At 45.6% G+C, this 15,004-nt stretch carries 12 protein-coding genes and 9 tRNA genes; 18 read left to right on the top strand and 3 right to left on the bottom strand.

Annotation, left to right across the window (positions count from 1 at the left end; all coding sequences use genetic code 11):
• Nucleotides 1-105: 105 nt before the first annotated feature.
• From motY to CEQ32_RS02755, 18 genes are all read left to right on the top strand, one after another.
• On the top strand, nt 106-975 hold the full coding sequence (gene motY / locus CEQ32_RS02680) for a flagellar protein MotY (RefSeq protein WP_088585469.1): 870 nt from the start codon (nt 106-108) through the stop codon (nt 973-975).
• A gap of 689 nt (nt 976-1,664) precedes the next feature.
• Nucleotides 1,665-3,845: a prolyl oligopeptidase family serine peptidase gene (locus CEQ32_RS02685; protein ID WP_055648389.1), complete on the top strand. Its 2,181-nt coding sequence runs from the start codon at nt 1,665-1,667 to the stop codon at nt 3,843-3,845.
• Between the two features lie 169 nt (nt 3,846-4,014).
• Complete coding sequence (gene ybgC, locus CEQ32_RS02690) at nt 4,015-4,416, top strand: tol-pal system-associated acyl-CoA thioesterase (protein WP_037427499.1); 402 nt, start codon at nt 4,015-4,017, stop codon at nt 4,414-4,416.
• Entirely contained in the window at nt 4,406-5,092 is a 687-nt protein-coding gene (gene tolQ, locus CEQ32_RS02695; protein WP_037419415.1) for a protein TolQ, read from the top strand. The genes ybgC and tolQ overlap by 11 nt, the downstream gene beginning before the upstream one ends.
• On the top strand, nt 5,092-5,526 hold the full coding sequence (tolR, locus tag CEQ32_RS02700) for a protein TolR (protein ID WP_037419420.1): 435 nt from the start codon (nt 5,092-5,094) through the stop codon (nt 5,524-5,526). The genes tolQ and tolR overlap by 1 nt, the downstream gene beginning before the upstream one ends.
• Nucleotides 5,527-6,561, top strand: coding sequence for a cell envelope integrity protein TolA (tolA, locus tag CEQ32_RS02705; protein WP_037427498.1), 1,035 nt, complete (start codon nt 5,527-5,529; stop codon nt 6,559-6,561). It abuts the gene before it with no gap.
• A gap of 9 nt (nt 6,562-6,570) precedes the next feature.
• Nucleotides 6,571-7,899 carry a Tol-Pal system beta propeller repeat protein TolB gene (tolB, locus tag CEQ32_RS02710; protein WP_037419426.1) on the top strand — a complete coding sequence of 443 codons (1,329 nt, stop codon included), beginning with the start codon at nt 6,571-6,573 and terminating at the stop codon, nt 7,897-7,899.
• Nucleotides 7,900-7,945: 46 nt separating this feature from the next.
• The gene (gene pal / locus CEQ32_RS02715) at nt 7,946-8,479 is read left to right on the top strand and encodes a peptidoglycan-associated lipoprotein Pal (protein WP_037419429.1); all 534 of its coding nucleotides are present in this window, start codon (nt 7,946-7,948) and stop codon (nt 8,477-8,479) included.
• A 24-nt stretch (nt 8,480-8,503) separates the two neighbouring features.
• Nucleotides 8,504-9,253: a tol-pal system protein YbgF gene (gene ybgF, locus CEQ32_RS02720; protein ID WP_037419433.1), complete on the top strand. Its 750-nt coding sequence runs from the start codon at nt 8,504-8,506 to the stop codon at nt 9,251-9,253.
• A 142-nt stretch (nt 9,254-9,395) separates the two neighbouring features.
• Nucleotides 9,396-9,471, top strand: a tRNA-Lys gene (locus tag CEQ32_RS02725).
• Between the two features lie 54 nt (nt 9,472-9,525).
• A tRNA-Lys gene (locus CEQ32_RS02730) sits at nt 9,526-9,601 on the top strand.
• Nucleotides 9,602-9,636: 35 nt separating this feature from the next.
• Nucleotides 9,637-9,712, top strand: a tRNA-Lys gene (locus CEQ32_RS02735).
• Between the two features lie 35 nt (nt 9,713-9,747).
• A tRNA-Lys gene (locus tag CEQ32_RS02740) sits at nt 9,748-9,823 on the top strand.
• Between the two features lie 35 nt (nt 9,824-9,858).
• Nucleotides 9,859-9,949, top strand: a tRNA-Lys gene (locus CEQ32_RS22890).
• Between the two features lie 33 nt (nt 9,950-9,982).
• Nucleotides 9,983-10,058, top strand: a tRNA-Lys gene (locus tag CEQ32_RS02745).
• Between the two features lie 36 nt (nt 10,059-10,094).
• Nucleotides 10,095-10,185 (top strand) — tRNA-Lys (locus tag CEQ32_RS22895).
• A gap of 33 nt (nt 10,186-10,218) precedes the next feature.
• A tRNA-Lys gene (locus tag CEQ32_RS02750) sits at nt 10,219-10,294 on the top strand.
• A gap of 33 nt (nt 10,295-10,327) precedes the next feature.
• Nucleotides 10,328-10,403, top strand: a tRNA-Lys gene (locus CEQ32_RS02755).
• Nucleotides 10,404-10,679: 276 nt separating this feature from the next.
• Here CEQ32_RS02755 and CEQ32_RS02760 read toward each other — a convergent pair.
• From CEQ32_RS02760 to acs, 3 genes are all read right to left on the bottom strand, one after another.
• Nucleotides 10,680-10,940: a GrxA family glutaredoxin gene (locus CEQ32_RS02760; protein ID WP_011072684.1), complete on the bottom strand. Its 261-nt coding sequence runs from the start codon at nt 10,938-10,940 to the stop codon at nt 10,680-10,682.
• A 60-nt stretch (nt 10,941-11,000) separates the two neighbouring features.
• Nucleotides 11,001-12,773 carry a DEAD/DEAH box helicase gene (locus CEQ32_RS02765; protein WP_088585470.1) on the bottom strand — a complete coding sequence of 591 codons (1,773 nt, stop codon included), beginning with the start codon at nt 12,771-12,773 and terminating at the stop codon, nt 11,001-11,003.
• Between the two features lie 227 nt (nt 12,774-13,000).
• Nucleotides 13,001-14,953, bottom strand: coding sequence for an acetate--CoA ligase (acs, locus tag CEQ32_RS02770; protein WP_037427494.1), 1,953 nt, complete (start codon nt 14,951-14,953; stop codon nt 13,001-13,003).
• Between the last annotated feature and the right edge of the window lie 51 nt (nt 14,954-15,004).

The raw sequence follows: 15,004 nt of genomic DNA on the forward strand, positions 1-15,004 counted from the left end.
TTAATGAACTAGGATGTGTCATGTTTGATTGCTGGTTTTATGAGCTAAAGGAACTAAAAAGTTTGCCGATAAAACCTCGTAACCGAATAAACACGAGTAAGGGCTATGTGGCGAAAACTGATATTAGTATCAATTTTATGCGTTCCAGCAACTGCAATGGCAGAGTTGCGCCACTATGTGGCCTCTTTGGGTGAATCCCAATGGCGAGTCAGTCAAAACAGTCCGATCGTGTGCCGTCTTGAGCATGATATTCCTTCCTACGGTAAAGCGATTTTTACCAGTGAAGCGGGTAAGCAATTAAATCTCAATTTCACTTTGGATATGTGGGTAAAACCTGATCAAGTGACCCAAGCCAAGTTGATGAGCCGAGCTCCCAAATGGCGACCAGGTGTGGTGTCAAAAGAAATCACTTCGTTACGTTACCAAAAGTATTTTAATGGTGAAGTACCTAAACGCGCCGCGTGGTCCATGTTAAACGAGCTAAGCCGTGGTATGGAGCCGACATTTTACTATGCCGATTGGTATGATGAGTCCAATAAAATTGCTGTAGGGCTGTCGGCAGCGAATTTTGGCCGAAAATATGCTGAGTTTAAGGCGTGTTTATCGCACCTATTGCCTTATAGCTTTGAAGATATTGCTTTTACCGTGCTTAATTATGATGAAGGAGGAACGGATTTAACTCGCTTCTCACAGCAACAGCTTACGCGAATACAGGAATATTTGTCCTACGATCCAGATGTAGAATTAGTATTAGTCGATGCTTATACCGATAGTTATGGTGGTCGTTCAGTGAATCAGAAAGTCTCGGACAAACGCGCTGAATCGGTAAAAGATTTCTTTGTCTCAAGCGGTATTCCGCAAGATCGAATTGTGACTGTGGGTCACGGCAAGCGGCGTCACGTGGCTTCAAATGACGATATTGAGGAAAGGGCGCTAAACCGCCGAGTTGTGATCCGCATTAGTAAGCCCCTCTAAATCAAAGCTTAACCTAACAATGCCAAGTCTACTGACTTGGCATTGTTGTTTATTGACGCTGTTTGTATTCGCCTCAAAATGCGATGGCAGTCTGTTGATTTAGATGGCTACACGCAAATAAGCGCCATTTATTGAGAGGCTCCAGTGATTTTTATGTAACAAAAAATACTGAACGCCGATAAGTGTCGCTTGATGTTTGATTCTGGGTAAAAAAAAGCCCGCTTAATCTAAGCGGGCCGCAAAATAATGCATTTGCAATCAACAAATTGAAGGAAGGAAGTCAAGCATAAGAACCAGGGATGAACTGAAGTACTTAAAAGACATCAGTTTAAAAGTTCTTTGTTTTCAATATCCGCTAGCGGATATCTCCTGAAAACAAGCACATTCTAGTGTGTTGTTATTTGGCTAGCAAACGAGAAAAATTGCCTCGATACATTAGCAAAACTAATGATTGATTAAGTGATCTGCCTCACTTAAGTCACTATTTAGCATGATTAATAACTTGTCAGTCATAATTACTGCATAAAAATACACTTCAATAAGCTCATCATTGCTACCAGTTTGTTAAATCCTTCTTCTTCGCGAGAAAACCTCATCTTTTGCTACAGCATTGCCATGAAAAATTTTGCTTGTATAGTACTTGCTGCAAAAGAGCGTTAAGCCGGACATCACCAAAAGGACGATAAAAGATGGCATTAAGATTTCGCCTTGCCCAGCAAGGTTTATTAGTAGCCACATTGGGCATGGCGTTGGCCGCCTGCCAGAGTGGCAATACGCCAGAAGAGGCCGCACAGCAGGTCAGCGCAAACAAATTGGTTTACCCTGAAACGAGAAAAGACGCTTTAGTCGACACTCTTCACGGTGTTGCGGTGGCGGATCCTTACCGTCATCTTGAAGAAAACACGCCAGAAACCGAAAGCTGGGTAAAAGAACAACAGGCCTTTGGTCAAGCTTACTTGGCAAAAATCCCCAACAAACAAGCCGTGGTTGACCGTATCACTGAACTGTGGAACTACGAGAAGATTTCAGCCCCCTTCGAGAATGGCGATAACCAGTTTTATTACCGTAACGATGGTTTACAAGCGCAATCGGTCCTTTACGTAAAAGGTAAAGATGGCGTTGAGAAAGCCGTGCTCGATCCAAATAGCTTCTCAGCCGATGGTACCGTGGCGTTGTCTGGTGTATCGGTAAGTAATGACGGTAAGATTCTAGCCTATGGAGTGTCTAAGTCAGGCTCTGACTGGCAGCAGTGGCAGTTTATTGATATTGCCACGGGTAAAAAGCTTAAAGATGAACTCAACTGGATTAAATTCTCCAGCGCGGTATGGGATAAGGAAAACCAAGGGGTTTTCTATGCCCGTTACGATGCGCCAGCGGGCGGGGATTTACTGGCCGATGTGAACTTTAATCAAAAAGTGTATTACCACAAATTAGGCACAGATCAGCGCCAAGATTTATTGATTTATGAACGTCCCCAAAACAAAGATTGGGGATTTGGCATCGATGTGTCTGAGCAGGGCGAATATTTACTGCTATCGATTTCGCAGGGTACGGACAAACGTAATCGCTTTTTCTATAAATCACTGTTTGAACCTAAAGCACAGGTGGTGGAATTAATCCTTAACCTCGAAGCAGAGTATGAGTTTTTAGGTAATGACGGTTCGGTATTTTATTTTAAAACCGATTTAGATGCGCCTAACGGTAAAGTGATTGCCATTGATACCCGTAATAGCGAGAAATCGCAGTGGCAAACCATTATTCCTGAATCAAAAGATCCCATTAATAAAGTCGCTATTATCAATGACCATTTAGTCGTCAGCTATTTACACGATGTATTGGGACAATTATCGATTTTCAGTATGGGCGGCCAAAAGCGTCAAGATGTCACTTTACCAGGTAAAGGTAATGTCGCCGGGCCTTTCGGTAAGGCGAGTAAAGACTATTTCTACTATGTCTTTAACAGCTATATTCAACCTGAAACCACCTATAAGTTTGATTTTAAAACAGCGCAGTCGACCGTTGTGGCTAAACCTCAGGTGTCATTTAATCCCGATAATTATGTGTCTGAGCAAGTGTTTTATACCAGCAAAGACGGTACTCGCGTCCCGATGATGCTGTCCTACAAAAAAGGGCTGGTGAAGAATGGTCAAAACCCAACGCTTCTGTATGCCTACGGTGGTTTCGCGATTTCGATGACGCCGCGTTTTAGCCCCGCCAACATCGCATGGTTAGATATGGGCGGCATTTACGCCGTACCAAGTTTACGCGGCGGCGCGGATTATGGTGAAAGCTGGCATCAGGCAGGTATGTTCGATAAAAAGCAAAATGTGTTTGATGACTATTTTGCCGCTGCCGAATACCTGATCAACGAAAAATACACCAACACTACAAAGTTAGGCGCTTATGGCCGCAGTAATGGCGGTTTATTGATGGGCGCCGCGGTGACGCAACGTCCTGAGCTGTTTGCTGCAGTATTACCCGCAGTTGGCGTGCTCGATATGCTGCGCTTCCATAAGTTTACCATTGGTTGGGCTTGGACTAGTGAATATGGCAGTGCAGATAATGCAGAGCAGTTTCCGGCATTATTAGCTTATTCGCCTTACCATAATGTTAAAGCGCAGGCTTATCCTGCAACTATGGTGATGACGGCTGATCACGATGATCGTGTGGTGCCGCTACACAGCTTTAAATTTGCCGCCATGATGCAAGAAAAACAGCAGGGCGATAAACCCGTGATAATGCGCATTGAGTCTAATGCTGGACATGGTGCGGGTAAACCAACCGCGATGAAGATCGACGAGTTTGCCGATATTTATAGCTTCCTGTGGCAAAGCTTTGGTTTGGCACTACCGCAAACCCTTGCAAAATAGCTAACTATGTTAATTAAATGGGGTCGTTTGACCCCATTGTTATTTACAAATCCCTCAATTGCGTTGAAACCCCTGCTATCCCTATCTATATCTTCATCGGGTCATTCACAAGTCTTGTTTCCCTAGGTATAGTAGCGTCAATTTTTCAACCAAAATCTACTGATTTCGCATGACGTTTAATTGGCCCATTTCAGTCTATTACGAAGATACCGACGCAGGTGGCGTTGTCTATCATTCGAACTATCTCAATTTTTTTGAGCGAGCGCGAACCGAATGGTTAAAAGCCTTAGGCGTAAGTCAGACTGCACTGTTGGCCGAGGACACGGCGTTTGTGGTTAAGCGGGCGGAATTGGATTTTAAAAAAGCCGCACGTTTTGAACAGAACCTTATTGTAGAAACTAAGGTCATAGAGTTGAAAAAGGCCTCGTTGGTATTTCATCAACGTTTGGTTGATCATCTGGGAGACTGTTATTGTGAAGGCACAGTGCTAGTAGCCTGTGTAGCCTTATCACGTATGCGGCCCCGAGCTATCCCCTTAAATATTGTGCAGGAGTTTGACAGTGCAAGCTGATATGTCGATTGTCGGGTTATTTTTACAAGCCAGTTTATTAGTGAAATTTGTTATGTTCACTTTACTTTGCTTGTCTGTAATGTCTTGGACGGTGATCTTACAACGCCGTAGTTTATTGACATCTGCAAAAAATAAATCGGCAAAATTTGAAGATAAATTTTGGTCAGGCGTCGATTTAAATCGTCTGTATAAAGAATTATCGGCTCGTCCAGATAATACGGGCTTAGAGTCATTATTTGTGACGGGTTTTAAAGAATATTCACGTCTAAATAAATTAAATAGCAAAGTGCCTGATGCGGTTATGGATGGTACTTCGCGGGCGATGCGTGTGACCTTATCCCGTGAATTAGAAAAGTTAGAAGCTAACTTACCGTTACTGGCAACCATTGGTTCGACTAGCCCTTATATCGGTTTGTTTGGTACGGTATGGGGTATTATGAATTCATTTATCGCAATTGGCTCGATGGAAAACGCAACATTAGCCATGGTAGCGCCAGGTATTGCAGAAGCACTGATTGCTACCGCTATGGGTCTGTTTGCGGCAATTCCAGCAGTTATCGCTTATAACCGTTTTGCGACTCAGGTTGAAAAGCTGGAAATCGGTTACGCTAACTTTATGGAAGAGTTTTCTAGCATCCTGCATCGCCAAGCATACAGTGAGAAGGAAGGCGTATAATGCAAGTCGGTTATCAGCGTAAACGTCGTCGCCCTGTTGCCGAAATCAACGTGGTGCCTTACATCGACGTCATGCTCGTGTTGCTGATTATTTTCATGGTAACAGCGCCGATTGTGACCCAAGGGGTGAAAGTGGAGCTGCCGCAAGGTGCGGCCGAAGTACTACCCGCGGATAGTAAGCCGCCGGTTGTGGCGTCTATTGATGCCGACGGTACTTATTTTCTTAATCAGGGCGGTTCCAATAACGAAGAAATGGAATTGGAAGAGTTAGCCACCGCCGTGGCGGCGATTATGGTGACTGAGCCTGAACGTCCAGTGGTGGTTAAAGCCGATAGAACTATTCCTTACGATAACGTGATCCAATTGATGGTGACCTTGCAACAGGCAGGCGTTCCCTCAGTCGGTTTGATGACGGATTCACCCAAGGAGAAATAGGTGGCGGATAATTCAAATGTTGCATTACCTCTGTCAATTTCAGCAGGTATTCATATTGGCGTGATAATTATTCTGGCCATTGGCATAGATTTCACCCATAAACCTGAACCTGTGCAACAAGTTAGCGCCCCTGCTGTAAAAGCTGTTATGGTTGATCAGCAACAAGTCGCTAATCAAGTTGAAAAGCTAAAGCAGGAAAAGCGCGATGCAGAGCGCCGAGAACGTGAGCGCCAAGCCGAACTTGAACGCAAAGCACAGGAAGCAAAGCAAGCCCGTGAGCGTGAACAAGCACAGTTGAAGAAACTGGCGGAAGAACGTAAGCAGCAAGAAATTGAGACCCAAAAGGCCAATGATGCCGCGAAAGCCGCGCAGGTGAAGCAGCAACAGGAAAAGGAAAAAGCACAAAAAGCCGAAGCCGATCGCAAGCAGAAGGAGCAAGAACGTAAACTTGCTGAAGATGCAGCTCAAAAAGCCGCGGAAAAACGTAAAGTAGAAGAGGCCGCTGCCGCGAAAGCTGAGGCAGACCGTAAGCAGAAAGAAACCGAAGCCAAGGCAAAAGCTGAGGCAGACGCTAAAGCCAAAGCAGAGGCAAAAGCCAAGGCTGATGCAGAGGCGAAAGCAAAAGCCGAAGCTAAGGCAAAAGCAGATGCTAAGGCGAAAGCGGATGCTGAAGCCCGTGCTCAGCAGGAGCAGGAAATGGCTGATGCGTTAGCCGCCGAGCAGGCAGCCTTATCGCAAACCATGAATAAGCAGATGCAAACGGAAGTCGGTAAGTATACCGCTATGATTAAATCAACGATTCAGCGTAACCTTGTGGTTGATGAATCGATGCGTGGTAAAACGTGTACTGTTTCTGTGCGTTTAGCGAATGATGGATTTGTGATTAGCAGTCAGACACAAGGTGGTGATCCGAATGTGTGTCGTGCAGCTAAAGCGGCGATTTTAAAAGCGGGTAAGTTACCAGTGTCTCCAGACCCTGCGGTATATAACTTGATGAAAGAAATTAACTTAATCGTTGAACCAACGTTTAATTAAAGGAGTCCCATGAAAATTTTGGCAAAATGGTTAGCATTGGCAGTTCTGCTTTGCACTATGCCGGCAAAAGCGGCGCTGGATATTGTGATTACCGAAGGTGTGGATGCAGCGCGACCAATCGCGGTGATGCCATTCCAATGGCAAGGTGCTGGTGCGCCACCACAGGCGATTGCCGATGTGGTTATGTCTGACTTAGTGCGCAGCGGTACGTTTAAACCTCTCGATGAATTAGGGTTACCTCAACGTGGTATTGGAGCCTTAGCACAGTTTGATGCCAATGCTTGGGCTAATGTTAGTGCAGAAGCCGTTGTGGTTGGTTCGGTTAAGCCTTACGGCACGGATCAGTTTTTGGTGAGCTTTGATCTTATTGATTTGGTTAAAGCACAAAACCAAGCACTAAAAGGTCCTGCAAGTCCAACTGAATTTTTGATGGATAGTCGTCAGACAGTGATTTCTGCGACCCAGTTTCGTCAGTATGGCCACCGTATAAGTGATATCGTTTATGAAAAATTGACCGGTATTCGTGGTGCGTTTTTAACGCGCATTTCTTATGTATTGGTTAACCACAGTCAAAAAGCGGCTTATTCATTAATGATTGCTGACTATGATGGTTACAATGAGCAGATGTTATTGCGCTCTCCTGAGCCTTTGATGTCACCCGCGTGGTCACCCGATGGCCGTCGTTTAGCTTATGTGAGTTTTGAAAACAAAAAAGCCGAGATTTTTGTTCAGGACCTATACACTCAAGTGCGTACTAAGGTGAGTAGTTTCCCTGGCATTAACGGTGCGCCTTCTTTCTCGCCCGATGGTAAATCATTGGCCGTGACCCTCTCTAAGGATGGTCAACCTGAGATTTATGTCATTGATATTGCCACTAAGGCGATTAAACGTATTACCAACCACTATTCCATCGATACTGAGCCTTCTTGGTATCCTGATGGCAAGTCATTGTTGTTTACCTCCGAGCGTGGTGGTAGACCACAGTTATATCGTGTAGATTTAAATTCAGGCAAAGTGACCCGTGAAACCTTTGAAGGTGAATGGAATTTAGGTGGTTCAATTACCCCTGATGGTCGCAGCATGATTTTTGTGAATCGCACAAATGGTAAATTTAATATTGCACGTATGGATTTAAGTACGCGCTTTATGCAGGTGCTGACATCGACACGTTTGGACGAGTCTCCAAGTGTGGCCCCTAATGGTACTATGGTGATTTATGGCACTACGTATCAAGGCAAGCAAGTTTTAGCAGCTGTTTCTACGGACGGACGCTTTAAAGCGAGATTACCGGTAGGTCAGGGCGAGGTGAAATCACCTTCTTGGTCTCCGTTTCTCTAGTGTATTAGTTTGATTTATTAACATTTAATTTTATAAGGAACAAGTAATGGATCTGAACAAGTTGTTAAAAGCTATGTTGGTAGCACTTCCAATTATGGCTATTAGTGCGTGTAGCTCAACTTCTGAATCAGAAACTGATGCTATGGGCTCTACAAGCGGTTCTGGTAGTGAACTCAATGGTGGTGTTCAAACGGGCGGTATTGGTGGAATGTTGTCGCCTGAAGAGCAACAACGTCAGCAACTCGAGCAGTTGAGAAAAGAGCACATTATTTACTTCGATTTCGACCGCAGTGAAGTTCAAACTGAATATGCAGCTGTCCTCGAAGCCCACGGTACTTATTTAGTTGAGCACCCAAGTGTTCGTGTATTGATTGAAGGTCATGCCGACGAGCGTGGCACGCCAGAATACAACATCGCATTGGGTGAGCGTCGTGCTAAAGCTGTTGCTAAATACTTACAAGGCATGGGTGTACAACCTAGCCAAATGAGCATCGTAAGCTATGGCGAAGAGAAGCCACTTGACTTCACTCGTACCGATGAAGGTTTTGCTAAAAACCGTCGTGCAGTTTTAGTTTACTAAGATTGAATTACGGAGAGTAACGAGATGAAACGTGCCGTCTTAATTACGGCAATGTTCTTCGGCGCAGGAGCTGCAATTGCAGCTCCTGCTCCTGTTGAAGACCTTGCTGGTGGTTCAGGTGATGACAGACTTGCTCGTTTAGAGCGCATTGTAAAATCGAGACAACAAAGCGAAATTGATATGCAGCGCCGTCTGGATACTTTGCAGCAAGAAGTTCTCGACTTACGTGGTTTGACTGAACAACAAAATTATCAAATAGAGCAGATGCAGCAACGCCAGCGTCAGCTTTATGATGAAATTGCTAATTTATCTTCTAAAGCAGCGACTCCAGCCGCTTCAGTGCCTTCCACTCCTGCCGCTGCAGCAGCAACCGCGAATGCGGCCGCCAGTAGTTTAAGTGAAACGGCCAGCTACGAAAGCGCAGTTAATCTCGTGCTGAAAGAGCGTAAGTATGATGATGCAATCCCAGCCTTTCGCGCTTTCATTAAACAATATCCAGATTCAGTTTATGCCGCCAATGCTAATTATTGGTTAGGACAATTGCTGTTTAATAAAAGTGAGTTTGCTGAAGCTAAGCAAGTTTTCAATACGGTCGTGACCCGTTTTAGTGATTCCAACAAACGTGGTGACAGTTTAGTGAAGCTTGGCATGATCGCAGAGAAAATGGGCGATAAAGCTGGTGCAACTCAATATTACCAACAAGTAGTAAAAGACTACGCCAACAGCGCTGCAGCACGCATTGCCCAGCAACAACTGGCTGCAATTAAAGCGTAATTAACTAAAAAACATACTCTTAGTCTGTTTTTCATGCAAACGACAAAAAATTGGGAATTTACGCTTGCATGGGGAAATGAAAAAGGTATTATAGGCGCCCTCGGAACGGCGAGGTCGTTCGGGGCGCAAAATACCAGTATATGGGTCGTTAGCTCAGTCGGTAGAGCAGTTGGCTTTTAACCAATTGGTCGAAGGTTCGAATCCTTCACGACCCACCACTTACTCTAGTAAATAGAATAAGTTAACGGTATTTGAAGTGTAGTAGATTAGATGGGTCGTTAGCTCAGTCGGTAGAGCAGTTGGCTTTTAACCAATTGGTCGAAGGTTCGAATCCTTCACGACCCACCACTTTTCTGAAAGTGTAAAATTCAGAATCCTTAGATGGGTCGTTAGCTCAGTCGGTAGAGCAGTTGGCTTTTAACCAATTGGTCGAAGGTTCGAATCCTTCACGACCCACCACTTTTCTGGAAGTGTAAAATTCAGAATCCTTAGATGGGTCGTTAGCTCAGTCGGTAGAGCAGTTGGCTTTTAACCAATTGGTCGAAGGTTCGAATCCTTCACGACCCACCACTTTTCTGGAAGTGTAAAATTCAGAATTTTTAGATGAGTCGTTAGCTCAGTCGCTTATGTTATAAAGCTAGGGCAGTTGGCTTTTAACCAATCAATCGAATGGTTTAAATCCTTCATGATTCACCACTTATTGAAGTGTAAAATCAGCGTTCACTAGATGGGTCGTTAGCTCAGTCGGTAGAGCAGTTGGCTTTTAACCAATTGGTCGAAGGTTCGAATCCTTCACGACCCACCACTTTTCTGAAAGTGTAAAATTCAGAATCCAATAGATGGGTCGTTAGCTCAGTGGCTTATGTTATAAAGCTAGGGCAGTTGGCTTTTAACCAATCAATCGAATGGTTTAGATCCTTCATGATTCACCACTTACTGAAGTGTAAAATCAGCGTTCACTAGATGGGTCGTTAGCTCAGTCGGTAGAGCAGTTGGCTTTTAACCAATTGGTCGAAGGTTCGAATCCTTCACGACCCACCACTTACTGAAGTGTAAAATCAGCGTTCACTAGATGGGTCGTTAGCTCAGTCGGTAGAGCAGTTGGCTTTTAACCAATTGGTCGAAGGTTCGAATCCTTCACGACCCACCACTCTTTATCTCTCCTAGTAAAAATCTTCTTTCGCTACTCATCACTAAAAATCTTAATTAATTTCACTGCATTTTCTAGTTTGCTCATAGACTTATTGTCAGTTTTTCTCACGTGTTAAATGCTCCATATTGGCTGCAGATAAATAATAACAACTGGGGAAACACAAAATGGAACAAGCAAAATTGAGGTTGCTTTACTCTGCAACATTATTGATGTAACAACTGATGCAAAAGTAAAAAAGGAGACCTCAGGTCTCCTTTTTATCTCGTATTAGGGTTAACCCAACAGATTGTTATCACGAACATATTGCTCGAAATCGGTGCAACCACCTACGTGTTTTTCATCAACGAATATCTGGGGCACCGTTTCGACTGGCTTGCCGACAGTCTTCTCGAGATCTGCTTTAGAAATCCCTTCGGCGTGGATATCTACATATCTAAATTTAAAGTCATCACGTTTTTCAACGAGTTGCTCTGACAGTTGTACTGCTCGCACGCAATAAGGACAGCCAGGACGGCCAAAAATAACAACGTACATAATAGCTCCTTAGGATTACTTTAAGCGTTTTATACCATAGCGCTAACCGAATTGATAATGTCAGATGTGTTTATTTTCAGTTTGATAGCGGCCTTGGTAATCGAAATAGCTTTCGAGCAAATCCCAGCCTTTTTTGTGCTTTTTAAGCAGTAACAGATCTGGCATCCGAAAGGCGGCACTATCGGCAATCAGCTCAGACACTTTTTTGTATTGCTTAGGTTTAATGCCTGGCGTGCGACTATGGGGGAAAATAAACAGCGCATACAAGGCACGCCATTGGGCGGGTGTTTGCAGCTTAAAGTGCCGATTAAACTCATTTCCGTCAATGTCTAGATATTGCACCTTAAGATCGCCTGCATCATCCATTAACGTCATATGCTGGCAGCGGAACAGATGATGGTGTTGCTTATTCAATACTTGCTTAAGGCGTTTATCGGGGTCGATTAAGGTCGAATGGCAATGCTGGCAAATACGCGCCGCAATGTCGTTCTCTTGTCCGCAATCGGGACAGGATTTAGACCTAAATCGAAAGTCACATTGTTGCTTTTGCCCATGATGCTCGACAATGCCCTGACAGCGACGGCCAAAGTGCTCGATAATATCGCCATCCTTGTCGGTTAATCCCCAAAAGATATTGGCAAACTGGCAGACAGGGCAATGCACTTGTACCGGAACCGACTTACTATTGGGCTTAGCTTGGCCGACTTCTGGAAAATACAAATCATAACCATTGGCCGCGTAATCAATCACTAAACAATCTTTTTTACCTTCACAGATCCTAAGGCCTCGGCCAATCATTTGCTGAAACAAACTCACCGATGCGGTGGGGCGTAAAATCGCAATCAAATCCACATGGGGCGCATCGAAGCCAGTGGTTAATACCGCGACGTTGACGAGGAACTTAAGCTCCTTCGCTTTAAAGCGCTCGATAAGCTCATCACGTTCATTATCTGGCGTTTGCGCCGTGACGATTGCTGTTTGCTCCCTGTGATCCTTGTTGAGCTGGCTGACAATTTCTTCAGCATGGCGCACTGTCGCGGCAAAAATAATGATCCCTTGGCGATGATGACTCAGTTCAATCAGTTGCTTCACAATCGCCGTTGTCGCGCGTCCGGCGTGGTTCAGCAGCGCATTAACTTGGGCCTCGGGATATTCGCTATTGTCATTGGGCTTGATTTGGCTGAAGTCATATTGGGCACTTAACCCATCGAACAAGGTGGGCGCAGTTAAATAGCCTTGCTTAATCAGCGGACGGATGGGAAGCTCGAAAATACACTGCTCGAAGACCCCAAGCTCGGGCGAGCCGACTTTGCCGTGGTAGTGGCGTTTATAAATCCAGCCAGTGCCCAGTCGATAAGGGCTGGCAGTCAGGCCTAATAATTTGAGCTTTGGATTACGCTGCTGTAAATGACTTAATATCTGCTGATATTGGCTGGTTTTTTCGAGGCTGACTCTGTGGCATTCATCGATAATCACTAGCGAGAAGGGCTCATCGAATTGAGTTAAGGCGCGCACGGCGGACTGGATACTGGCCACGACGGTTTTGCCGTCAGTCGATTTTTGATTTAACCCAGCGGAGTAAATGCTGGCCTCAGTCGTCAGTAATCCCACCTTTTGCGCGTTTTGGGCAACCAGTTCCTTCACATGGGTTAAAACGAGCACTCGTCCTCTGGCGATGCGGGCAAGCTCGGCAATAACGATACTTTTCCCGGCACCCGTGGGTAGGACTAACACGGCGGAATCGGTGCTTTTTTTGAAATGCGCGATGGCGGCATCGACGGCTTGTTGCTGATAATCCCTGAGGGTAACGCTTGGGCTGGAATTAACTGACACGCTGCTAGCTATTCTTGGTCGACTGAGTTTAGCGCCAAGCTTAACACAGAACAAAAAAAATGCCCCTTGGTTGGAGGGGCAACTAAGAGAAAGGGGCAATCAGGCACTTTCTCAACAGGGTTTACTTGATTAAAAGGAACACTTGCTAAAACGGACAGGTGTTCAAATGAACAGGGGCTAAAGCCACACTTAACCGTGATAAATCACGATTAAGTGTGGGACAACCATTACTCGTTGCGATTCAAGCGAGTTTCAATCAAGGTTTCAATCACAGCTGGGTCGGCCAGTGTTGATGCATCCCCTAAATTGGTTACTTCGTTCGCGGCAATCTTACGCAGGAAGCGGCGCATGATTTTGCCAGAACGTGTCTTAGGCAATCCTGTTGCCCACTGGATAAGATCCGGTGTTGCTAAGGCGCCAATTTCCTTGCGAACCCATTGGCGCAGCTCTTGGCGAAGTTCTTCGCTTTCTTCTGTACCGCGGGTTAAGGTCACATAAGCGTAAATACCTTGGCCTTTAATATCATGGGGATAGCCCACAACAGCAGCTTCAGCGACCAGTTCGTGTGACACCAGTGCACTTTCCACTTCGGCGGTACCTAATCTGTGACCTGAGACGTTAATCACGTCGTCCACGCGGCCAGTGATCCAGTAATAACCGTCTTCATCGCGGCGAGCGCCGTCACCGGTAAAGTACATGCCACGGAAGGTTTTAAAATAGGTCAGCACGAAACGTTCATGGTCACCATATACGGTACGCATTTGGCCTGGCCATGAGTCGAGCAGCACTAAGTTTCCTTCGGTTGCGCCTTCTAAAATGTTACCCATGTTGTCCACGAGCGCCGGTTGTACCCCAAAGAAAGGACGAGTCGCCGAGCCGGGCTTAGTATCAGTTGCGCCTGGCAGTGGGGTGATCAAAATACCGCCTGTTTCAGTTTGCCACCAAGTATCGACAATCGGGCAATGCTCGTGGCCGATGACCTCGTGGTACCAACGCCAAGCTTCTGGGTTGATGGGTTCGCCTACAGAGCCCATGATGCGCAGTGAGCTGCCATCGTACTTATCAAAATGTTGTTTACCTTCGGCCATTAGTGCACGAATAAGCGTTGGTGCAGTATAGAGAATATTGACTTTATGGCGGTCAATCATCTCGCCTAAACGCGCAGGGCTTGGGTGGTTAGGAACACCTTCGTGGATGAGTACCGTTGCGCCGTTGGCAAGCGGGCCATATACCATATAGGAGTGACCAGTAATCCAACCCACATCAGCAGTACACCAGTAAATCTCACCGGGTTTGTAATCGAACACATACTCGTGGGTCATGGAGGCATACACCATATAACCACCAGTAGTGTGCAATACGCCTTTTGGATTACCCGTTGAACCTGAGGTATAGAGTAAGAACAGCGGATCTTCTGCGCCCATTTCTTCGACAGCGCAATGTTCGGATGCGGTTTCAACCAGTGAATGCCACCACACATCGCGACCTTCTACCCAGTCAATCTTGCCGCCAGTGCGTTGAAGCACAATGACTTTCTCAACACTGGTCACATCGGGATGTTTTAACGCATCGTCGATGTTGTGTTTGAGCGGAATGGCGCGGCCACCACGCATACCTTCATCGGAGGTGATGACGATTTTGGATTTACCATCGATAACCCGAGAGGCGATAGAATCGGGTGAGAAACCACCAAAAACAACGGAATGCACAGCACCAATGCGAGCGCAGGCCAGCATCGCGACGGCGGCTTCTGGCACCATTGGCATATAAATCGTGACGATATCGCCACGGCGTACGCCTTGGCTGCGTAGCGCGTTGGCAAATTTACATACTTGAGTGTGCAGTTCACCGTAGGTGATTTTGCGTTGTTCGTTGGCGTTATCGCCTTCCCAAATAATGGCAACACGGTCGCTGTGCGCCGCCAAATGGCGATCTAGACAGTTTGCCGATGCGTTTAGGGTGCCGTCATAGAACCAGTTAATCGATAAATTATGATCGTCAAAAGTGGTTTTTTTGATTTTAGTGTATGGCTTTATCCAATCGATGCGTTTGCCGTGCTCTCTCCAGAAACCCTCTGGATTGACAATCGACTCTTGGTACATTGTTTTATATTGATCGTTATTTACAAGTGCATTGGCAGCGATATTGCCGGAGACTTTGTAGAGAGACTGCGAGCTCATAGGGCTTCCCTTTCGAAAAATTGCGTGGTCTGAGTATGGTATGCAAGAGGG

The sequence above is a fragment of the Shewanella sp. FDAARGOS_354 genome (assembly GCF_002209245.2).
Lineage (GTDB): Bacteria > Pseudomonadota > Gammaproteobacteria > Enterobacterales > Shewanellaceae > Shewanella > Shewanella xiamenensis.

Bases quoted from the DNA above. Each gene is read 5' to 3' on its own strand.
- motY (WP_088585469.1), top strand. From the start codon at position 106: ATGTGGCGAAAACTGATATTAGTATCAATTTTATGCGTTCCAGCAACT.
- CEQ32_RS02685 (WP_055648389.1), top strand. From the start codon at position 1,665: ATGGCATTAAGATTTCGCCTTGCCCAGCAAGGTTTATTAGTAGCCACA.
- ybgC (WP_037427499.1), top strand. From the start codon at position 4,015: ATGACGTTTAATTGGCCCATTTCAGTCTATTACGAAGATACCGACGCA.
- tolR (WP_037419420.1), top strand. From the start codon at position 5,092: ATGCAAGTCGGTTATCAGCGTAAACGTCGTCGCCCTGTTGCCGAAATC.
- tolB (WP_037419426.1), top strand. From the start codon at position 6,571: ATGAAAATTTTGGCAAAATGGTTAGCATTGGCAGTTCTGCTTTGCACT.
- pal (WP_037419429.1), top strand. From the start codon at position 7,946: ATGGATCTGAACAAGTTGTTAAAAGCTATGTTGGTAGCACTTCCAATT.
- ybgF (WP_037419433.1), top strand. From the start codon at position 8,504: ATGAAACGTGCCGTCTTAATTACGGCAATGTTCTTCGGCGCAGGAGCT.
- CEQ32_RS02760 (WP_011072684.1), bottom strand. From the start codon at position 10,940: ATGTACGTTGTTATTTTTGGCCGTCCTGGCTGTCCTTATTGCGTGCGA.
- acs (WP_037427494.1), bottom strand. From the start codon at position 14,953: ATGAGCTCGCAGTCTCTCTACAAAGTCTCCGGCAATATCGCTGCCAAT.